The sequence below is a fragment of the Xanthomonas sp. DAR 80977 genome, from assembly GCF_041240605.1.
Lineage (GTDB): Bacteria > Pseudomonadota > Gammaproteobacteria > Xanthomonadales > Xanthomonadaceae > Xanthomonas_A > Xanthomonas_A bundabergensis.
On sequence record NZ_CP162487.1, the window covers coordinates 2,195,940 to 2,216,545 of the forward strand.

General features: G+C 70.3%; 18 protein-coding genes. 10 read left to right on the top strand and 8 right to left on the bottom strand.

Annotated features, from left to right (window positions below; all coding sequences use genetic code 11):
- Window positions 1-112: 112 nt before the first annotated feature.
- The 10 genes from AB3X10_RS09325 to AB3X10_RS09370 all read left to right on the top strand — a co-directional run bounded on the left by AB3X10_RS09325 (window position 113) and on the right by AB3X10_RS09370 (window position 10,671).
- Window positions 113-1,369: a polysaccharide biosynthesis protein GumE gene (locus AB3X10_RS09325; RefSeq protein ID WP_369981749.1), complete on the top strand. Its 1,257-nt coding sequence runs from the start codon at window positions 113-115 to the stop codon at window positions 1,367-1,369.
- On the top strand, window positions 1,366-2,463 hold the full coding sequence (locus AB3X10_RS09330) for an acyltransferase family protein (RefSeq protein WP_369980968.1): 1,098 nt from the start codon (window positions 1,366-1,368) through the stop codon (window positions 2,461-2,463). Before AB3X10_RS09325 ends, AB3X10_RS09330 begins: the two co-directional genes overlap by 4 nt.
- Window positions 2,464-2,506: 43 nt before the next feature.
- The gene (locus AB3X10_RS09335; protein ID WP_369980970.1) at window positions 2,507-3,640 is read left to right on the top strand and encodes a glycosyltransferase family 4 protein; all 1,134 of its coding nucleotides are present in this window, start codon (window positions 2,507-2,509) and stop codon (window positions 3,638-3,640) included.
- Complete coding sequence (locus AB3X10_RS09340) at window positions 3,637-4,686, top strand: glycosyltransferase (protein WP_369980972.1); 1,050 nt, start codon at window positions 3,637-3,639, stop codon at window positions 4,684-4,686. Before AB3X10_RS09335 ends, AB3X10_RS09340 begins: the two co-directional genes overlap by 4 nt.
- Window positions 4,683-6,188, top strand: coding sequence for a lipopolysaccharide biosynthesis protein (locus tag AB3X10_RS09345; RefSeq protein ID WP_369980974.1), 1,506 nt, complete (start codon window positions 4,683-4,685; stop codon window positions 6,186-6,188). The genes AB3X10_RS09340 and AB3X10_RS09345 overlap by 4 nt, the downstream gene beginning before the upstream one ends.
- 52 nt (window positions 6,189-6,240) lie before the next feature.
- Window positions 6,241-7,428 carry a glycosyltransferase family 1 protein gene (locus tag AB3X10_RS09350; RefSeq protein ID WP_369980976.1) on the top strand — a complete coding sequence of 396 codons (1,188 nt, stop codon included), beginning with the start codon at window positions 6,241-6,243 and terminating at the stop codon, window positions 7,426-7,428.
- Window positions 7,429-7,481: 53 nt separating this feature from the next.
- A complete protein-coding gene (locus tag AB3X10_RS09355) occupies window positions 7,482-8,273 on the top strand; it encodes a polysaccharide pyruvyl transferase family protein (protein WP_369980978.1) in 792 nt (263 codons plus the stop codon).
- Window positions 8,260-9,021, top strand: a complete 762-nt coding sequence (locus AB3X10_RS09360) for a WecB/TagA/CpsF family glycosyltransferase (protein ID WP_369980980.1) — start codon at window positions 8,260-8,262, stop codon at window positions 9,019-9,021. Before AB3X10_RS09355 ends, AB3X10_RS09360 begins: the two co-directional genes overlap by 14 nt.
- Window positions 9,022-9,117: 96 nt before the next feature.
- On the top strand, window positions 9,118-9,588 hold the full coding sequence (locus AB3X10_RS09365; protein ID WP_369980982.1) for a cupin domain-containing protein: 471 nt from the start codon (window positions 9,118-9,120) through the stop codon (window positions 9,586-9,588).
- Between the two features lie 99 nt (window positions 9,589-9,687).
- Entirely contained in the window at window positions 9,688-10,671 is a 984-nt protein-coding gene (locus AB3X10_RS09370; RefSeq protein WP_369980984.1) for a TraB/GumN family protein, read from the top strand.
- A gap of 55 nt (window positions 10,672-10,726) precedes the next feature.
- Here the strand turns inward: AB3X10_RS09370 and dxs are convergent, their stop codons facing one another.
- The 8 genes from dxs to AB3X10_RS09410 all read right to left on the bottom strand — a co-directional run bounded on the left by dxs (window position 10,727) and on the right by AB3X10_RS09410 (window position 20,121).
- Entirely contained in the window at window positions 10,727-12,640 is a 1,914-nt protein-coding gene (gene dxs / locus AB3X10_RS09375; protein WP_369980986.1) for a 1-deoxy-D-xylulose-5-phosphate synthase, read from the bottom strand.
- Between the two features lie 138 nt (window positions 12,641-12,778).
- Window positions 12,779-13,438, bottom strand: coding sequence for an HNH endonuclease (locus AB3X10_RS09380; RefSeq protein ID WP_369980988.1), 660 nt, complete (start codon window positions 13,436-13,438; stop codon window positions 12,779-12,781).
- A gap of 101 nt (window positions 13,439-13,539) precedes the next feature.
- Window positions 13,540-15,324, bottom strand: coding sequence for an acyl-CoA dehydrogenase C-terminal domain-containing protein (locus tag AB3X10_RS09385; protein ID WP_369980990.1), 1,785 nt, complete (start codon window positions 15,322-15,324; stop codon window positions 13,540-13,542).
- Between the two features lie 171 nt (window positions 15,325-15,495).
- Complete coding sequence (locus tag AB3X10_RS09390; RefSeq protein WP_369980992.1) at window positions 15,496-16,491, bottom strand: biotin/lipoyl-binding protein; 996 nt, start codon at window positions 16,489-16,491, stop codon at window positions 15,496-15,498.
- A gap of 8 nt (window positions 16,492-16,499) precedes the next feature.
- Window positions 16,500-16,706 (bottom strand): DUF1656 domain-containing protein, encoded by a 207-nt coding sequence (locus AB3X10_RS09395; protein ID WP_369980994.1) that lies wholly within the window; start codon window positions 16,704-16,706, stop codon window positions 16,500-16,502.
- Window positions 16,690-18,870: an FUSC family protein gene (locus AB3X10_RS09400; RefSeq protein ID WP_369980996.1), complete on the bottom strand. Its 2,181-nt coding sequence runs from the start codon at window positions 18,868-18,870 to the stop codon at window positions 16,690-16,692. The genes AB3X10_RS09395 and AB3X10_RS09400 overlap by 17 nt, the downstream gene beginning before the upstream one ends.
- The gene (locus tag AB3X10_RS09405) at window positions 18,867-19,364 is read right to left on the bottom strand and encodes a MarR family winged helix-turn-helix transcriptional regulator (RefSeq protein WP_369980998.1); all 498 of its coding nucleotides are present in this window, start codon (window positions 19,362-19,364) and stop codon (window positions 18,867-18,869) included. The genes AB3X10_RS09400 and AB3X10_RS09405 overlap by 4 nt, the downstream gene beginning before the upstream one ends.
- A gap of 280 nt (window positions 19,365-19,644) precedes the next feature.
- The gene (locus tag AB3X10_RS09410; protein ID WP_369981000.1) at window positions 19,645-20,121 is read right to left on the bottom strand and encodes an LEA type 2 family protein; all 477 of its coding nucleotides are present in this window, start codon (window positions 20,119-20,121) and stop codon (window positions 19,645-19,647) included.
- Between the last annotated feature and the right edge of the window lie 485 nt (window positions 20,122-20,606).

A 20,606-nucleotide genomic window follows, 5' to 3' on the forward strand; every position in this document is an offset into this window, starting at 1 on the left:
GCCGGCGCCGCCCCGTCGTCGCCGCCGGCAGCGGGGACGGCGGCGGCCGGGGCGCGTGCCGCACTGCAGGCAGAGGTGGCGCGTGCTGACCGCGCCGGCGAGCGCGCCGGCGATGACGCTGCGCGAACAGCGCCACAACCTGCTGATCGAGCTGGTGCTGCTGGCCGCCATCGGCTACAACTTCGTGCTCGCGGTGGTCAACGCCAAGGTGTTCCGGGTCAGCCCGGCGATGACCTATGTCGCGGAGCTGGCGATCTACGGCGCCTGTTTCCTGATCGGCTTGTGGTCGCTGGACCGCAAGCGCACGGCGATGGTGTTCACCGGCATCGCCTTGCTGGCGCTGCTGATGCTGGTGCGGCTGTTCCTGGTCTGGTCGATCGATCCCAAGTTCTTCCGCGATGCGCTGATCCCGTTCGCCTTCCTGGTGCTGGGCGCGGCCTATACCGGCTCGCTGCCCAGGCTGTTCCTGCGCATGGCGCTGATCGTGTCGCTGGTGGCGGCGTTCGAACTGGCCCTGCCCAAGGTCTACGGCGACGTGGTCAACCCGAAGAGCTACTTCGTCAATGCGCGCGGCGCCAGCGCCTCCAGTTTCTGGAACCAGGACAGCAACCTGTTCGTCAGCGCGACCCGGCCCGGCGCGCGCAACTTCCTGCCGTCCTCCAACCTGCCGCGCGCCTCCTCGGTGTTCATCGAGCCGGTGACGATGGGCAACTTCATCATCTTCTTCACCGCGATCCTGCTGACCTTCTGGCGCTGGATGCGGCCGGTGGGCATCGCCGCATCGGTGGCGATGATCGGCTTCCTGATCGTGGCCTCGGACGGGCGCCTGGCGGCCGGCACCTGCGTGATGATGGTGGCGCTGACGCCGCTGCTGCTGCGCATGGACCAGCGCCTGGGTTTCCTGATCTTCTTCGGCGTGTTGCTGGGCGCGTGGCTGATGGTGTGGGCGTCCGGCATCCAGAGCTACGAGGACACCACCCTGGGGCGGGTGTTCTTCACCGTCTACTCGATCCGCAACATGACCGCCGAGGCGTGGCTGGGCCTGGATTTCGACACGCCGTACAAGTATTTCGACAGCGGCATCGCCTACTTCATCTCCTCGCAGTCGGTGGTGCTGGTGCTGGCGTTCCTGCTCGCCTATTCGTTCGCGATGCTGATGCGCACGATCGAGGGCCAGCTGTTCAAGAACCTGCTGATCTTCGCCTTCGCGCTGAGTCTGCTGGTCTCCAACGGCTATTTCTCGATCAAGACCGCGGCGCTGTGGTGGTTCGTCTGCGGTTGCCTGTGGCAGATGGTGCCGCGGCGCGCGGCGGCGGATGCGTTGCCGCCGGCGACCGACACGCCGCCGCGTGCGGCGGTGGCGACATGAGCGCGCCCGCACAGCCGCTGCAGACGGTGCTGGCCGAGCAGCCCGCGCGCACCGGCGTGCGCGGCACGCGCGATGCGCGCATCGATGCGGCCAAGGCGCTGGCGATCCTGCTGGTGGTGTTCGGCCATGCCAAGGGCATTCCGCACGCCTACGTGATCCTCGCCTACAGCTTCCACGTGCCGATGTTCTTCCTGTTGTCCGGCTGGGTCGGGGAGGCGTTCGGCAAGCGGCCGCTGGGCGTGGCGACCTGGACCAAGCTGGCGCGCACCCTGCTGCTGCCGTACCTGGCGTTCTTCGTGGTCGCGTACGTCTACTGGATGCTGACCCGCAACATCGGTTCCAAGGCGCAGCTGTGGGGCGACCGGCCGTGGTGGGAGCCGCTGCTGGGCCTGGTCAGCGGCATCGGACCCAAGCTCTACGTGATGCCGGCGCTGTGGTTCCTGCCGGCGCTGTTCGTGACCACGTTGACCTATCTGTACCTGCGCCGGCGCCTGTCGCTGGAGCTGCTGGCGGCGCTGTCGCTGCTGCTGGCCTGGGCCTGGGCGATCTGGTTCCCGACCCAGGATTACCGGCTTCCGTTTGCGCTGGATGTACTACCGGTGTCGTTGTGCTTCTTCGCGATCGGCGCGGCCGCGGCCAAGCGCAGCGCCGTTCTTCCCGGCAGCCGCGCGGGCAATGCGCTGGCGGCGGTGCTGCTCGGCGCGGCGTGGTTCGCGATCGCCTGGAACAACGGCCGCGTGGATGTGAACATGATGAAGTTCGGCCATTCGCCGCTCGGCTTCCTCGCCGCCAGCCTGCTCGGCAGCGCGATGGCGCTGTGCGCGGCGCGGCTGGTGCAGGAGTGGGCATGGGTGCAGTGGATCGGACGCAACACCTTGCTGATCCTGTGCACGCATACGCTGCTGTTCTCGGTCATGGCCGGCGTGGCCAGCCGCACCGGCCTGGTCCGCGGCGATGCCTGGGGGCCGGCCTGGGCGGTGTCGGTGAGCGTGTTCGCGGTCCTCGCCAGCGTGCCGATGCGTGCGGTGATCGTGCGCGTGGCGCCGTGGATGATCGGGTTGCGGCGCGAGCCGGCAAGACAGGAGGCGAGCTGATGGCGCGATCGCAATGCTGCATGTGGTCCCGCGGGAGCGCGCAATGAAGGTGGTGCATGTGGTGCGCCAGTTCCATCCGTCGGTGGGCGGGATGGAGGAGGTCGTGCTGAACATCGCGCGGCGGCATCTGCAGCAGGGTCGCGACCAGGTCGAGGTGGTGACCCTGGACCGGGTCTTCACCCGGCCGCAGGAGCGGCTCGCGCAGCGCGATACCTACCAGGGCGTGCCGATCGTGCGCGTGCCGTTCCGCGGTTCCTCGCGCTATCCGCTGGCGCCGAAGGTGCTGGCCGCGCTGCGCGGCGCCGATCTGGTGCACGTGCACGGCATCGATTTCTTCTACGACTTCCTGGCCTTGACCCGCGCAGTGCATGGCACGCCGATGATCGTCTCCACCCATGGCGGTTTCTTCCACACCACCTACGCGTCGCGGCTGAAGATGCTGTGGTTCAAGACGCTGACCCGGGCCTCGGCCTGGGCCTATGCGCGGGTCGTGGCGACCAGCGAGAACGATGGCGAGGTGTTCTCCGCGGTGGTCGCGCCGCAGCGGCTGCGGGTGATCGAGAACGGCGTGGACGTGGGCAAGTTCGCCGGGCAGGGCAGCGCGACGCCGGGGCGCACGCTGATCTATTTCGGGCGCTGGTCGGTCAACAAGGGCCTGCTGGAGACGCTGGACCTGCTGCGCGCGCTGGCTACGCAGGATCCGGCATGGCGGCTGATCGTGGCCGGGCGCGAATACGACTTCAGCCAGGCCGACCTGCTGCAGGCGATCGCCGAACGCGGCCTGCAGGAGCGCGTGCAGCTGCACGTGGCGCCGTCGCAGGAGGAATTGGCGCAGCTGCTCGGCAGCGCGCAGTACTTCGTGTGCCTGTCGCGGCACGAGGGCTTCGGCTTGGCCGCGGTCGAGGCGATGAGCGCCGGCCTGCTGCCGGTGCTGAGCGATATTCCGCCGTTCGCGCGGCTGGTGCGCGAATCGGCGCAAGGGGTGCTGGTGGAGGCGGCCGATCCGCAGCGCGCCGCCGACGCGGTGCAGGCCTACGCGGCGGCCACCGATGCGTCGTTCGCCGCGCAACGGCAGGCGGCGATGGCCTATGCGCAGCGCTACGACTGGGAGCATGTGGTCGGCGCCTATCTGGACGAATACCGCGCCGCACTGGGCACCGCGGAGGACGCGCGATGAGCGGCGAACCGCGTTGCAGCGGCGATGAGCGCGTGCCCGGCCCGCCGATCACCGTGCTGCTGTCGACCGAACGGCCGACCGCGACCACCAATCCGTACCTGACCCAGCTGTATGCGGCATTGCCGCAGCAGGTGCAATTGCGCTTCTTCTCGATGCGCGCGGCGCTGCTGTCGCGCTACGACGTGCTGCACGTGCACTGGCCGGAATACATGATGCGGCACCGCACCGGCCTGGGCACGCTGGCCAAGCAGGCGTGCATGGCGCTGCTGCTGCTGCGGCTGAAGCTGAGCGGCGTGCCGCTGGTGCGCACGCTGCACAACGTGGCCCCGCACGAGGACAAGGGCTGGCGCGAGCGCCTGCTGCTGCGCTGGACCGACCGCCTGACCGCGCGCTGGATCCGCATCAACGCCACCACCCCCGAGCGCGCGCCGGCCACCGACACCATCCTGCACGGCCACTACCGCGACTGGTACGCGGCGATGCCGCAACCGTCGCGGGTGCCGGGACGCCTGCTGCATTTCGGCCTGCTGCGCCCGTACAAGGGCGTGGAGACCCTGGTCGCGACGCTGCAGGCCTTGCCCGACCCGGCAGTGAGCCTGCGCATCGCCGGCAATCCGGTCAATGCGCAGATCCGCGCCGTGGTCGAGCAGGCCTGCGCCGCCGATCCGCGGATCAGCGCGCGCCTGCAGTACGTGGAAGACGAGGTGCTGGCGCGCGAGGTCGGCGAGGCCGAGCTGGTTGTGCTGCCATACCGGCAGATGCACAACTCCGGCACGCTGCTGCTGGCCCTGTCGCTGGCGCGGCCGGTGCTGGCGCCGTGGAGCGCGTCCAATGCGGCGATCGCCGAGGAAGTCGGTCCGCAGTGGGTGCTGCTGTACCAGGGCGAGCTGGATGCGGCGCAGCTGGCGGACGCCCTGGCGCAGGCGCAGCGCCTGCCCGCCGACGCGATGCCGGACCTGTCGCGGCGCGACTGGAGCGCGATCGGCGTGCAGCATTACCGCAGCTATCTGGATGCGCGCGGCGTGCGCAGCGAGGCGCAGGCATGAGCGCGGCCGAATCGCCACGTCCGGCGGCGCCGCCGGAGCGCAGCCTGGGCGCGCGCGCGGCCGGCGGCGCGGCGGTGACCATGGCCGGGCAGCTGGCCAAGATGGTGGTGCAGTTCGGCGGCATCGTGCTGCTGGCGCGCCTGCTGACGCCCTACGACTACGGCCTGATGGCGATGGTCACCGCGATCGTCGGCATGGCCGAGATCCTGCGCGACTTCGGCCTGTCCTCGGCCGCGATCCAGGCCAAGCACGTCAGCCGCGAGCAGCGCGACAACCTGTTCTGGATCAACAGCGGCATCGGCCTGGTGCTGGCGGTCGTGGTGTTCCTGTTTTCGTCGTGGATCGCGCACTTCTATCGCGAGCCGGCGCTGCTGGGCATTTCGCAGGCGCTGGCGGTGACCTTCCTGCTCAACGGCATGACCACCCAGTACCGCGCGCATCTCAGCCGCGGGCTGCGCTTCGGCCAGGTGTCGCTGAGCGATGTCGGCGCGCAGGTACTGGGCCTGGTCGCCGGCGTCGGCGTGGCCCTGGCCGGTTACGGCTACTGGGCGCTGGTCTGGCAACAGGTGGTGCAGGCGCTGGTCAACCTGGCGATCGCCGGTGCCTGCGCGCGCTGGCTGCCGCGCGGCTACCGCCGCGACGCGCCGATGCGCGCGTTCCTGAGCTTCGGCTGGAACCTGATGGCCGCGCAGCTGCTCGGCTACGCCAGCCGCAACGTCGGCCAGGTGATCATCGGCCACCGCATCGGCGCCGAGGCGCTGGGCCTGTACAACCGCGCATTCCAGCTGCTGATGATGCCGCTGAACCAGATCAATGCCCCGGCCACCTCGGTGGCGCTGCCGGTGCTGTCGCAGCTGCAGGACGACCCGCCGCGCTTCGGCAGCTTCCTGCTGCGCGGGCAGACGGTGATGGTGCACCTGATCGTGGCGCTGTTCTCCTTCGCCTGCGCGCTGGCGCTGCCGCTGATCGTGCTGGTGCTCGGCGAACAATGGCGCCCGGCGGTGCCGCTGTTCCAGGTGCTGACCCTCGGCGGCATCTTCCAGACCGCGTCCTACGCCACCTACTGGGTGTTCCTGGCGCACGGCCTGATGCGCCAGCAGCTGGTGTACTCGGTGGTCGGGCGGGTGATGCTGATCGCCTGCATCTTCGCCGGCTCGGTGTGGGGCGTGATGGGCGTGACCGTCGGCTATACGCTCGGCCTGCTGGTGATGTGGCCGCTGTCGGTGATCTGGATCGCCAAGGTGGCGCCGCAGGTGCCGGCCATGGAGTTGTTCAACAACGGCCTGCGCGCGATCCTCGGCTACGGCGCGGCCGGCGTGGCGGCGTACTTCGCCGCGCAGCAGTGGGGCGGCGGTTCGCTGTGGCAGCAGCTGGCGGTGGGCGCCGTGGCCATGGCGCTGGGCTGCGTGCTGGTGTTCGCGCTGTGGCCGGCGTTCCGCCGCGACGTGATGGCGATCCTCAACATGCGCACGCTGCTGCGCGATGCCAGGGCCAAGCGATGACCCGCGAGCAGGCGATCTTTCCCGAACACCCTTACCGCAAAGGAGCGATGGCATGAGCGATTCTTCCGCATCGGCGACGCTCGCCGCGGCACCGGCCGCGGCCATTGCCGGCCGCCCGCCGTGCTACCTGGTGCTGTCGGCGCACGACTACCGCACGCCGCGCCGCGCCAACATCCACTTCATCGCCGACGAGCTGGCCAAGCGCGGCACCACACGCTTCTTCTCGCTGCGCTACAGCCTGCTGTCGCGGATGAAGGGCGACCTGCGGCTGCCGCTGGACGCCACCGCCAATACCGTGGTCACCCACAACGGCGTGGACTGCTACCTGTGGCGCGCGCCGCTGCATCCGTTCAACACCCGGCGGCGCTGGCTGCGGCCGCTGGAAGACCTGATGTTCAAGCTGTACGCGGCCAAGCCGCCGGCCACGCTGCTGCGCTGGATGCAGGAAGCGGACGTGATCGTGTTCGAAAGCGGCATCGCGGTGGCCTTCATCGAGCTGGCGGCGCGGATCAACCCGACCGCGCGCAAGGTCTACCGCGCCTCCGACGGCCTGAGCACGATCAACGTCGCCGATTTCATCGAACGCGAGTTCGAGCGCGTGGCGCCGAGCCTGGACGTGATCGCGCTGGTGTCGCCGGCGATGGCCGAGGAGATTTCCAGCCGCCACAACGTGTTCCACGTCGGCCATGGCGTGGACCACAACCTGGACACGCTCGGCGATCCTTCGCCGTACGGGGAGGGCATCCATGCGGTGGCGGTCGGCTCGATGCTGTTCGATCCCGAATTTTTCGTCGCCGCCAGCCGCGCCTTCCCGCAGGTCACCTTCCACGTCATCGGCTCGGGCATGGGCCGCGCGCCGGGCTACGGCGACAACGTCGTGGTGTACGGGGAGATGAAGCATGCCGAGACCATCGGCTACATCAAGCACGCGCGCTTCGGCATCGCCCCGTATGCCTCCGAACAGGTGCCGGTGTATCTGGCCGACAGCTCGATGAAGCTGCTGCAATACGATTTCTTCGGCCTGCCGGCGGTGTGCCCGAACGCGGTGGTCGGCAGCTATCAGTCGCGCTTCGGCTATACCCCGGGCGACGAGGCCTCGATCGTGGCGGCGATCGAAAAGGCGCTGCAGGCGCCGCACGTGCGCCACCGCCAATGCCTGAGCTGGTCGGAGACCACCGACCGCGTCCTGGATCCGTCGGCCTATCCGGAGACGCGGCTCTTCGCCGGCGACGCCGCCTGACACAGGCGCATCGCCATCGAGCGCCAAGCGCGCACCAAAAGGAGGGTTTTGCATTGTCCGCACTGCAAAAATGGATCGATTACGAAGAACGCCGCGCGCTGTTCTGGTGGAAGCCGAAGAACGGCGAGATCAACGTCGGCGATCACCTGTCCAAGATCATCGTGTCCAACGTGCTGGCGCAGCGCGACCGCACCCTGCTGGACAAGCGCGACAAGCGCAAGCGCCTGATCGCGATCGGCTCGGTGCTGCATTTCGCCAGCGACGGCGACACGGTGTGGGGCAGCGGCATCAACGGCAAGATCCCGGCCGACCGGCATACCTTCCGCACGCTCGACGTGCGCGCCGTGCGCGGTCCCAAGACCCGCGCGTTCCTGCGCGAACGCGGGCTGCAGGTGCCGGAAATCTACGGCGACCCGGGACTGCTGATGCCGCTGTTCTTCCCGCGCGAGGCGCTGGCGCCGCCGGCCACGCGGCAGCCGTTCCTGATCGTGCCGCACTTCAACGAGCCGTCGGACAAATACGCCGGCTACAAGGACCAGCTGGTGCTGCCGAACCGGCAGCCGGCCGGATTCGTGCGGCAATTGCTGGGCGCGGAACTGGTGGTGTCCAGTTCCCTGCACGGCCTGATCCTGGCCGAAGCCTACGGGGTGCCGTCGGTGTACCTGGACTGGGGCAACGGCGAGGACCCGTTCAAGTACGACGACTACTACCACGGCACCGGACGCATGCAGTGGCACGCCGGCCACAGCGTGGAGGAGTGCCTGGCCCTGGGCGGCAACGCCCCATTCGATCTGAACGCGGTGCAGCGCGGTCTGTTGGACAGTTTCCCCCATGACCTCTGGTGACCCGCGCGCCGAACCCCAGGAGGCGATGGCGCTGGGCGGCTATCGGATCCTGCGCACCACCGAAGCGGCGTTCGCGCATGCGCTGTTCCAGGCGCAGGCGCGGGGCGAGCAGCGCCAGGTGTTCTTCGCCAACACCAACTTCGTGGTGCAGTGCCAGGCGTTGCGCGAGCGCCTGCAGGCGCCGGGCGTGCGCATCGTAAACGACGGCATCGGCATGGACCTGGGCGCGTTGCTGGTGCACCGCCGCCGCTTCGCCGGCAACCTCAACGGCACCGACCTGATCCCGTACCTGTGCCGGCACAGCCGGCGGCCGCTGCGCTTCTTCCTGCTCGGTGGGCGTCCGGGCGTGGCCCAGGCCGCCGCGCAGACGCTGCGGCAGAGCCTGGGCCAGACCGTGGTCGGCACCTGCGACGGCTATGCCGAGTTCGCCGCCGCCGGCGCGGCGCTGACCGAGCGCATCAACGCCAGCGGCGCCGACGTGGTGCTAGTGGCGTTCGGCAATCCGCTGCAGGAAACCTGGATCCTCGACCATGCCGCGCAGCTGCGCGCGCCCCTGCTGTTCGGGGTCGGCGCGCTGCTGGATTTCCTGTCCGGCAATGCGCAGCGTGCGCCGGGCTGGGTGCGCCGCCTGCACATGGAATGGATGTACCGCCTGCTGCGCGAACCGCGGCGCCTGCTCAAGCGCTACAGCTGGGACCTGCTGGTGTTCTTCGGCGTGTGCCTGCGCAACGGCCGGCGCCTCGGCTAGGACGTGCCGGCGGCCGGCCGCGACCCGCCGACAGACGGTGCGGCGGACGCCGCCGGTGGTCTAGCCCAAGCCCGGCGACAGGCCCTAAACTGGGCCATGTCTACAGAATCGTCCACTCGCATCGCCGCCTTGCTGCGCGAATTCTCGCTGCTGCCGCACCCGGAAGGCGGACGTTATGCGCGCGTGCACACCTCCGCGCTGCAGGTGCAGCACGCGGGCACCACGCGCCCGGCCTGTACCGCGATCCGCTTCCTGCTGGTGCGTGGGGAGTGCAGCGATTGGCACCGGATCGACGCCGACGAGACCTGGCACTGGGAGGAGGGCGGCGCGCTGGAACTGCTCAGCTTCGATCCGCAGCACGGCCTGCAGCGCTACCGGATGGGCGCCAGCGGCCGCGGCGGCCTGCCTTCGGTGGTGATTCCGGCCGGCAGCTGGCAGGCGGCGCGGCCGCTGGACGACTACAGCCTGGTGCGCTGCGTGGTGGCGCCGGGGTTCCTGTGGGAGCGCTTCGAGTTGCTGCCCGCCACCGATCCCCTGGCGGCGTACCTGCCCAGGATGGCAGGCTGAGCAGCCTTGCCGGCGCCAACGCTGGCGCCGGTCCCAATCGATCCCTGGAGTGGAGGCGCGATGCCCTTGGCGAACGCGGTGAGAGGCGGGTGTGCAGCCATGCTGCTGGCGTTCGCGGCGCTGGCCGCGGCGAAGCCGGGTCCGCCGCCGGTGGCGCCGGCCGCCGCGCCGGTGGTCGACCTCGATGCGGTACTGGTGACCGGTCGCCAGCCCGGCGCCGGGCTGTGGCAGGTTCGCCGCGGCGACCATGTGCTGTGGATCCTGGGCACGGTCTCGCCGCTGCCCAGGCGCATGCAATGGGAGTCGGGCGAGGTGGAGCGGGTGATCGGCCAGTCGCAGCAGGTGATCGCCGCACCGACGCTGTCGCTGTCCTCCAACCTGGGCGTGTTCCGCAGCATGCTGTTGCTGCCGTCGCTGCTGAAGGCGCGGCGCAATCCGGACGACCGGACCCTGCAGCAGGTGTTGCCGGCCGACCTGTATGCGCGTTGGCTGCCGCTGAAGGCGCGTTACCTGGGCCGCGACGGCAGCGTGGAAAAGTGGCGGCCGGTGTTCGCCGCGCAGGAACTGTACGAAGCGGCGATGCGCAAGTCCGGGCTGAGCATGGGCAGCGTGGTCCAGCCTGTGATCGAACGCGCTGCCAAGCGCGCCAAGGTGCCGATCGTGCCGGTGGTGGTGGAAGTGAAGGTGCCCGACGCCAAGCGCGCGCTGCAGGAGTTCCGGGCGACCTCGTTGAACGACAGCAGCTGTTTCGCGCGCACCCTGCAGGTCATCCAGGGCGACCTGGAGACGATGCGCCTGCGCGCCAATGCCTGGTCCGAGGGCGATCTCGACGCGCTGGGCAGACTCCCCGGCAACGACCAGTACCGGGTGTGCATGGATGCGGTCGGCGAGGCGGCGATCGCGCGCAAGCTGGGCCTGGGCGATGTGCGCCGGCGTGCGCTGGACACGTGGCTGGAGACTGCCGAGCGGGCGCTGGCGCAGAACCGCTCAAGTTTCGCCACGCTGTCGATGCAGACGCTGCAGGACAGCGACGGGCCGCTGGAGCGGCTGCGCGCACGCGGCTACGAGGTGATCGCGCCCTGAGCTGGCGATGCGCGCTGACTGCCGCGCCGCTGCCGCGCCGAGCACCGTGCCGGCGTCAGCCGGCCGCGCTGCGCGCGGCGCTGGCGCCGCCGGCCAGCTGCGGCCAGCGCGCCAGGATCGCCGCGCGGATGCCGGCGGCGTCGATGCCGGCCTCGGCCAGCAGCTGTTCGCGGCTGGCGTGGTGCTGGAACGCGTCGGGCAGGCCCAGGTGCAGCAGCGGGCGCAGCACGCCTTCGGCATTGAGCAGCTCGGCCACGCCGGAGCCGGCGCCGCCGGCCACCACGTTGTCCTCGACGGTCACGAAGCCGTCGTGGCTGCGCGCAAGCTCGAGCAGCAGCGCCCGGTCCAGCGGCTTGACGAAGCGCATGTTGACCACGCTCAGGCCCAGTTCGCGCCCGACCTGTTCGGCCGCGGCCACGGTCGCGCCGAACGCCAGCAGCGCCAGCGTGGCGCCCTGGACGCGCAGCTGCGCCTTGCCGATCGGCAGCGTGTCCAGCGCCGTGCCGGGCGCCACGCCGGGGCCGGTGCCGCGCGGATAGCGCACCGCGGCCGGGCCGGCATGCTGCAGGCCGGTGCTGAGCATCTGCCGGCACTCGGCCTCGTCGGCCGGCGCCATCAGCACCAGGTGCGGCACGCAGCGCAGGAAGCTCAGGTCCAGGTTGCCGGCATGGGTGGCGCCGTCCGGGCCGACCACGCCGCCGCGGTCGATCGCGAACAGCACGTCGAGCTTCTGCACCGCCACGTCGTGCACCAGCTGGTCGTAGCCGCGCTGCAGGAAGGTCGAATAGATCGCCACCACCGGCTTGGCGCCCTGCGTGGCCATGCCCGCCGCCAGCGTCACCGCGTGCTGCTCGGCGATCGCCACGTCGAAGTAGCGCTGCGGGTATTCCTTGCTGAAGCGCACCAGGCCCGAGCCTTCGCGCATCGCCGGGGTGATCGCCAGCAGCGCCGGTTCGGCCGCGGCCATGTCGCAGATCCAGTCGCCGAACACGTCGGTGTAGGTCGGCGCCTTGGCCCCCGGCTTGGACACCAGGCCCTTGCTGGGATCGAACGGGCCGACCGCGTGGTAGCCGATCTGGTCGCCCTCGGCCAGCTCGTAGCCCTTGCCCTTGGTGGTGATCACGTGCAGCAGCTGCGGACCCTTCAATGTCTGCAGCGTCTTCAGCGCGCCGATCAGCGCCGGCAGGTCGTGGCCGTCGATCGGCCCGGTGTAGTGGAAGCCCATCTCCTCGAACAGCGTGGACGGCACGAACATGCCTTTCCAATGCTCCTCCCAGCGGCGCACGAAACGCGCGGTCGGATTGCTCTTCTTGTCGCCGAGGATCTTCTTGCCGCTCTCGCGGATCGCATTGAGCGTCTTGCTGCCGCTCATCCGGCCGAGCATCTTGGTGACCCCGCCGACCGCCTCGGAGATCGACATGCGGTTGTCGTTGAGGATCACCAGCAGGTTCGGTTCCGGGTCCATGCCGCCGGCGTGGTTCAGGGCCTCGTAGGCCATGCCGGCGGTCATCGCGCCGTCGCCGATCACCGCCACCACCTTGCGCTCGTCGCCGGCGCGCTGCAGCGCGATGGCCATGCCCAGCGCCGCGGAGATCGAGGTGGAGGAATGGCCGACGCCGAAGGTGTCGTACTCGCTTTCCTCGCGCTTGGGGAACGGCGCCACGCCGCCGGCCTGCTTGACCGAATGGATCTGGTCGCGGCGTCCGGTGAGGATCTTGTGCGGGTAGGTCTGGTGGCCGACGTCCCACACCAGCTGGTCGGCGGGGGTGTCGTACAGGTAGTGCAGGGCCACGGTGAGCTCGATCACGCCCAGGCCGGCGCCGAAATGGCCGCCGCTCTTGCCGACGCACTCGATCAGGTAGGCGCGCAGTTCCTCCGCGACCGCCGGCAGCTCCGATTCTTCGAAACGGCGCAGTTCGGCGGGGGTCTGGATGCGCGAGAGGCGCGGATAGCGGGTGGGGTCGATCATCGGAATCAAGGTTCAGCGGACCGGCCATTTTCCTCCCCATTCCAGGCACGGGCAAGCAACCCGTTCAGCTGCGCACGGGCGCAGGCCGCGTTGCGAGGGAGGTGCGGCAATCGGTCGCAGCGCGCAGCGGCGTGCGGTTCAGACCGACAGCTTGGAACGCTTGGGCAATTGCGCCTTCAGGAACGACATCTGGTCGGCGAGGATGTTGCGGTTGGACAGGATCAGGTGCTCGATCCAGCTCGGCCGGTACGGGACCGCCAGCAGCGGCATCGACGCCTGCTGCGGGGTGCGGTTGCCCTTGCGCGAATTGCAGTGGAAGCACGCGGTGACCACGTTCTCCCAGGTGTCGCGGCCGCCCTTGGAGACCGGCAGCACGTGGTCGCGGGTCAGTTGCGGACGGCTGAACTGCTGGCCGCAGTACAGGCACAGCTGCGCGTCGCGGGCGAACAGCGCGGTGTTGGTCAGGGTCGGGGTGGGGTCGAGTGCGCGCGAGCGGGCGTGGCCGCGCGCGGCGATGATCGGATGCAGGTGCAGCACGCTGCGCTCGCCGCTGGCGCGCGACATGCCGCCGTGGATGTGCATGCACGGCTCGCCCAGGGTCCAGGCCACCGCGCCGCGCGCATACAGGCAGGCCGCCGATTGCCAGTTGATCCAGTCCAGCACCCGGCCATGCGCATCCAGCGACAGCAGTCGCACCGAAGGCAGGTGGGTGGGGGGCGTCGGCAACGACGCCTCGCCGGCCGAAGCGGCGAAGGCTCCGGTATCGATCAGACCAAGCGTTGTTGTGTCTGTCTCCATCGGGAAGACAGCTTATACCCGATTGTTGACGATTTGTGTATCGAAGCGGGACGGATCTGCGCGACCGGCGCTGGCGCCACCGGTCGCGCAGCGCGCGGCACTCAGAAGTGCGCGTCGGCCATCGCCATCAGCGGCTCGGCGCCGGCCTCGATCACCGCGGCATGGGTGAGCGTGCGCGGCAGCAGCTTGGCGTAGTAGAAGCGCGCGGTCTCGCGCTTGGACTGCTTGAACGCCTCGCTGTGCGCGGAGGCGTCGGCGGCGGCGACGCTGCGCGCCCACCAGTAGGCCAGCACCACGTAGCCGGAATAGAACACGTAGTCGTAGCTGGCCGCGCCCAGCTCGTCGGCGTTGCCGGCGGCGCGCTGCAGGATGCGCTTGGTCAGCGCCGCCCATTCGCCGGCCTTCTCGCGCAGCGGGCCGAGGAACTCGGCCACCGCCGGGTTGTCCGCGTGCTCGCCGAGGAAGGCCTGGATCTGCGCCAGGAACAGCTTCAGCCCCGCGCCCTGGCTGGACGCGGTCTTGCGCCCGATCAGGTCCAGCGCCTGGATGCCGGTGGTGCCTTCGTACAGGGTGGTGATGCGCGCATCGCGCGCCAGCTGCTCCATGCCGTGCTCGTGGATGTAGCCGTGGCCGCCGAAGCACTGCAGCGCGTGATAGGTGTTCTCCACGCCCCATTCGGTCTGGCAGGCCTTGGAGATCGGGGTCAGGAAACTGACCAGCACGTCGGCCTGCTCGCGTTCGGCCGGGTCCTGCGCGTGGTGGGCGACGTCGATCAGGGTCGCCGCATGCAGCGCCAGCAGGCGGCTGCCTTCGGTCAGCGCCTTCACCGTCAGCAGCATGCGGCGCACGTCCGGATGCACCAGGATCGGGTCGGCCGGCTTGTCCGGCAGCTTGGCGCCGGTCAGCGAACGCGACTGCAGGCGTTCGCGCGCATAGCGCAGGGCGTTCTGGTATGCGCGCTCGGACAGGCCGATGCCCTGCAGGCCGACGCCCAGCCGCGCCGTGTTCATCATCGTAAACATGGCCTGCAGGCCCTTGTGCGGCTGACCGACCAGGTAGCCCTCGGCGCCGTCGAAGTTCATCACGCAGGTGGCCGAGCCGTGGATGCCCATCTTGTGTTCCAGCGAGCCGCAACGCACCGCGTTGCGCGCGCCGACGCTGCCGTCGCGCGCGACCTTGAACTTGGGCACCACCAGCAGCGAGATGCCCTTGGCCCCGGCCGGCGCATCCGGCAGCCGCGCCAGCACCAGGTGCACGATGTTGTCGGTGAAGTCGTGCTCGCCGGCGGTGATGAAGATCTTGGTGCCGCTGACCGACCAACTGCCGTCGGCATTGGGTTCGGCGCGGGTCTTGAGCAGGCCCAGGTCGGTGCCGCAGTGCGGCTCGGTCAGGCACATGGTGCCGGTCCAGCGGCCGTCGACCAGCGGTTTCAGGAACACCTCCTGCTGCCAGGCCTCGCCGTGCTGCTTCAGCGCCTCGACCGCGCCGTGCGACAGCAGCGGGAAGTTGCCCCAGGCCAGGTTGGCGGCGTTGACCATCTCGTTGAGCGGCACGCCCAGCGTGTGCGGCAGGCCCTGGCCGCCGAACTCGACCGCGGCGGTCAGCCCGGTCCAGCCGCCGTCGGCGAACTGCCGGTAGGCCTCGCGGAAACCGGGCGCGGTGGTGACCGCGCCGGTGGCCGCGTCCAGCGTGCAGCCGTGTTCGTCGCCGACCCGGTTCAGCGGCGCCAGCACCGTGCCGGTGAAGCGCGCGGCTTCCTCCAGCACGGCGTCGACCACGTCGGCGGTGGCCTCGGCATAGCCCAGGCGGGCGAACAGCGCCTCCACGTGCAGTACGTCGTGCAGCGCGAAGCGCAGGTCGGTCAGCGGGGCTTGATAGGTGCTCATGCGGTCGCTCGGACTAAGGGCCGCGGCGCGGCCGAGGTGCGCAGGATACTACGGCGTATGGATGTGGGGCGGGGATTGGAGATTGGGGATTCGGGATTCGCAACGGCCGTCGCGCGGTGCAAGACCGGAACCCGCCGTTGCCTTTACGAATCCCCAATCCCGAATCCCCAATCACGGCTCCCCATGCACCGTGACCGTCGCGGTCATGCCGGCGGCCAGGACCGTGTCCGCCGGCACGCTGGCCGGATCGATGCGCACCCGCACCGGCACCCGCTGCGCCAGGCGGATCCAGTTGAAGGTGGGGCTGACGTCGGCGAGCAGCGAGGCGCTGGTCGGGTTGTCGCTGTCGGCGATGCCGCGGGCGATGCCTTCGACCTTGCCGTGCAGCAGCACCCCGCCGCTCATCAGGCGGATGTCGGCACGGTCGCCGACGTGCACCCGCGGCAGCTTGGTCTCCTCGAAGTAGCCGTAGATCCACATCGCGTCGTCGCGCACCAGCGCCAGCCGCGCGCTGCCGGCCTGGGCGTAGTCGCCGACGCGCACGTCCAGGTTGGTGACGTAGCCGTCGGCGGTGGCGCGCACTTCGGTGCGTTGCAGATCCAGTTCGGCCAGATCGACCGCGGCCTGCGCCTGCGCGACCGCCGCCAGCGCCTGCGCCTGCGCGGCGCTGGCCTGGCCGCGGACCGCGGCGGTGCGGTGCACGTCGGCCTGCGCCGAGCGCGCGGTGGCCTCGGCGTCGGAACGGGCCTCGGCCGAGATCACCGCCGCGGCGCGCGCGCGGCGTTCGGCCTGGGCGCGGCGCATCTGGAACTCGGCCTCGCTCGCCGCCTGGCTGGCGGCCGCGGCGGAGATGCTGGCGCCGGCCGAGCGCGCCTGCGCCTGCGCCGCCGCCAGGTCGGCGCGGGCCTGCGCCAGCGCCAGTTCGAAGCGCCGGCGGTCGACGCTGAACAGCACGTCGCCGCGCTTGACGTGCTGGTTGTCGGCCACCGCGACCGCATCGACCAGGCCGGACACGTCCGGGGCGATGCGCACCACCTCGGCGCGCACGCGGCCGTCGCGGGTCCACGGCGACAGCATGTAGTGCCGCCACAGCGCGTGCGCGAGCAGGGCGGCGATCAGCACGATCACGGCGGTCAGGGCGAAACGGATCAGGGCAGGGGTCTTCATGGCGGGACTCACGGCAAGAGGAGCAGGCCGCACGCGGCGAACACGCCGACGTAGACGGCAAGGCGGAACAGCGGCGGATGCCAGGCGTAGCGGTACAGCCCGGCACGGCCGGCGAGGGCATCGACCGCCCAGGCGGCGAACAGCAGCAGCACCGCCAGCACCAGCAGGCCGGGCACGTACACGCCGGCGATCGAGATTTCAGCGGGCAGCGCCATCGGCGGCTCCTGGCGGGGTGGGGTCGGGCAAGTGCCCGGCGGCGAGGGCGGCGAGCACCGAGTCGGCATCGAGCAGCACGCCGCGCAGCAGGTGCAGGTGCTCGCGGGTCGGCTTCCAGCGCAGCGGTACCGCGCCGTCGCGCCGGCTCGCGGCCAGCGCCGCGTCGATGCGCTGCAGGGCCAGGCGGTGCCGTTCGGGCGAGGGCGCCAGGTACAGCGCGGCCAGCGCGTGCACGGCGGCGTCCACCTCGGCCGCCAGCGCGTGCGGCAGCTCGCCGTCGGCGGCGTCGCGGCGCAGTTCGACCAGGGTGCGCCCGGTCTCGTGCACCGACAGCGCCCAGCCGAGCAGGTCGCGCAGCTCGTCGCTGCCGGGCGGGGTGTGCGCGACGATCTGCTGGAACAGGTCGCGGTTGACGCTCTCCAGGCGCAGGTGCAGGCCAGGCAGCGGCGCGCGCGCGGCCAGCGTGGTCTGCCGCCGCAGCTGTTCCAGCAGGCGCCGGCGATGCCAGCGCGTGCCGATCACCGGCGGCACGAACACGAAGGCCACGCTCACCGCCAGCGTGCCCAGCAGCAGCGGCACCACGCTGTTGAAGGTGGTGACGGCATTGAAGCTCGGCGTGGGCTGCACCGCCAGGATCGAGATGAAGGCCAGATTGGTGCCGGTGGCGAAACCGAACAGCGCCGGCTTGGAGGCCAGGTACACGGTCAGCAGCAGGAACGGCGCGGTACCGGCGACGAACAGGACGTAGCCGTCCATCTGCGGCAGCACCAGCAGCTGGCAGACCGCGCCCAGCGCGGCGCCGAACACGAAACCCTTGAACAGCGAGCGCGCCGCCGCCGGCGCGTTGGCGCTGGAGGACAGGATCGCGCTCAACGCCACCGCCTGGAACACTGCGGTGGCGCCGCTGATCCAGCCGGCCTGGATCCACAGCCAGCACATCGCCGCCACCAACAGCGCGCTGCGCAGCGCGGTCAGCGCGGCCGCCGCGTAGTCGTTGCCACGCAGGAACACGGCGGTGTCGCCGCCGGCCTGCGGCGTGCGCCACTGCTGCGGGGCGACCAGCGCGGCCTCGGCGGCGACGTAGTCGTGCAGCTCGGCGAAGAAGCGCCGCAGCAGCGACACGCCGGTGTCGAAGTCCTCGTGGCGCGCGTCCGGCAGGGTGTCGCGCACTGCGGCGGCGCGCGGCGCCAGCGCGTCGCGGCATTCGGCCAGCCGGCGCGCGGTCTCGATGGTGCGCTCGCGGCCGCCGCGTTCGCTCAGCGCCGCCTGCAGCGGCCGGTACAGGCCGATCAGCGCGGCGGCGACATCGCCCTCGGCCTGGCGCAGCAGCCGGTTGATGTAGTGGTGCAGCGACTGGAAGCTGGTGGACACCGCCATGAAGCGCTGGTTGAGCAGGCGCAGGCGGCCGCTGCGCACGCGCGCCTCCGGGTCCTCGAACACCACCGAGCTGCGCAGGTCCTCGATCTGCACCGCGTCGCGGACGAAGCGCAGGTGCGCCTGTTCCATCGACGCGCGCGACAGCTGGCCGCCGGTGGCGTCGCGGACGAAGTCGAGGAAGCCGTCGTAGGCGCGGCGCACGGTGTCGCGCAGGGTCTGGCGCAGGCGGCTGGGGAACACCACGTCGCTGATCACGCCGGTCACCAGCAGTCCCAGCAGCACCTCGGTGACGCGCGCGGTGACCAGCGCGAACACGTTCTCCGGCTGGTTCACCGCCGGAAGCGCGATCAGCGCCACGGTATAGCCGGACAGCACGAACGCGTAGGCCTTGAAGTTGCGGTACAGCAGCGCGCCGCCGGTGCACAGGCCGATCCAGATCGCCAGCACCAGCACGAACAGCACCGGCTCCTGCGGGAACAGCGCGACCATCGCCAGCGCGGCGACGCTGCCGATCAGCGTGCCCAGCACCCGGTAGAAGCCCTTCGCGAACACCATGCCGGTCTGCCGGTGCATCACCACCACCACGGTGATCATCGCGGTCATCGGCGAGGACAGGTCCAGGCGCAGCGCGATCCAGCCGGCGATGTAGATCGACAGCAGCGTGCGCAGCACGAACAGCCAGGCCTCGCCTTCGCCGCGCAAGGCCTCGGCCAGCAGCGTGCGCAGGCGCCGCGGCGGCGTCGCGGCGGGCGCGCTGGCGGCGATGTCGGCGCCGAGTGCGCTCATGCCTCGCCCTCCACGCTGCGCAGCAATTTCTTCAGCAGGCTCTCCAGCTGCGCCAGCTCGGCGCGTTGCAGGTGCTGGACGTAGCCGCCGAGCTGGGCGAACACGTCGGGCATGAACGCCGCGATCAGGCGTTCGCCCTCGGCGGTCAGGCGCAGCAGCAGCATGCGCCGGTCCTCGGCGCTGGGGGTGCGCTGGATCAGGCCCTTGTCGACCAGGTGACTGGTCAGGCGGGTGATGTTGGCCGACTTCTCGCTGGCCGCGTCGCTCAGCTGCGACGGGCTCAGGGTTCCGTCCGGGCTGGCGTCGATCATCATCAGCACGTTGTATTCGGAATAGTTCAGGCCATAGGCGCGCAGCATGTCGTTGCCCTGGTCCAGGATCAGCTTGTGCAGCAGCTTGATCAGGCGCACGACCGTGGCCGCATCGCGGGGAAAGCCCGGATGCTTGCGGTCGGTGATGTCCAGGCGCTGTTCGGTGGCGGCGAAGCGGCTCATGGCTGGCAGGGTATTTGGTACATATGTATATATTACATTTATGTACTAAATGGGCGGTAATGGCAGCTGAACGCGTGCGCGGGAGGCGTGCGCTCGAAGCATGGGTGGGGCGACGTCAGCGGCCGCGTTCGTGGGTGGGGTGGCCGCACGTAGCGCTGGGTCTGCCAATGCAGCGGTCATGGCCGCAGTCGCGGCGATCGGCGGGCACCGCATCGCCGCCCAAGGTCATAGGCGTTCGAAGCGGTCGCGGAACCGCGCCTGCTGGCGCGGCGGAGTGCGGCTAGCGCAGGACGCCGTCCAGTCCAGGCGCGGGGGTGAGCATATTGCGCGTATCGATCTCGAAGTTGCGCTGCTTCTTCTCTTCCGGCGTGGCGTCGATGCTGCCCTTGAGCGTGTATTCGAGGCTGCGGCGGCCGGCCAGGGCGTCGGCGACGGCGATGCGCGCGGCCGAACTCGGGCGCAGCGCGACGCTGACCACATCGGCCGTTTCCGGCCCGATCGAGATCCCCGGCGCGAGCTGCAGGGTCCCGGCCGCTTCGCCGCCCATGCCCAGGTCCAGGCGCACGCCGTCGTAGCGCATCGGGATGCTGCTGTAGTTCTGCAGCCGCAACTCCACCTTCCAGCTGCCGTCCAGGTTGACCGTGAGCTGCTGCACGCTGGCCGCGGGGTCGGACACGCGGCGCACCATGCCGTCGCCGCATGAGGCCAGCAGCGCAGTGCACAACACGAGCAAGCCGAGGCGAAGCCGCTGACGCATGACCGGATTCCAGGACGTGAAGACCGGCGAAGAATACTACGGCGCCGCTGGACCCGACGTGGGCGAGCGCCACGCCGGGGAGGAGGCGTGCGTCCTGCCGGCCGCCGCAGATGCGTCGGTCGCGCGGTTCCGGCCATGGCGGGTCGTCTTGTTGCACGGCTTCTTGTTGCACGGCTTCGACTTCGGTGTCGGCGCCGGTCCCTTTTCATCTCGCGATCCCGCCGTCCCGCTGTCCCGCCGCTCAGCCGCTCAGCCGCTCCGGTGCTCGGGTGCTCCGGCAGAGCCATGCAATGCATCCGCGCCGCATCGCGTTGCCTGGCGTTGCCTCGCCTCGCCTTGCCGCACCGCTGCGCCATCGGCATTGGGGCGCCGGCTCCAGCAGGGCGTGTCGCTGCAGGCTGCACTGCCGGCGGGCCGGAGTGCTTTTGCCGGCAGCGCCGTCGCTCCAATGGCAGGTGCGCCGCGCCCTGCAGCGGCGCGGTGCC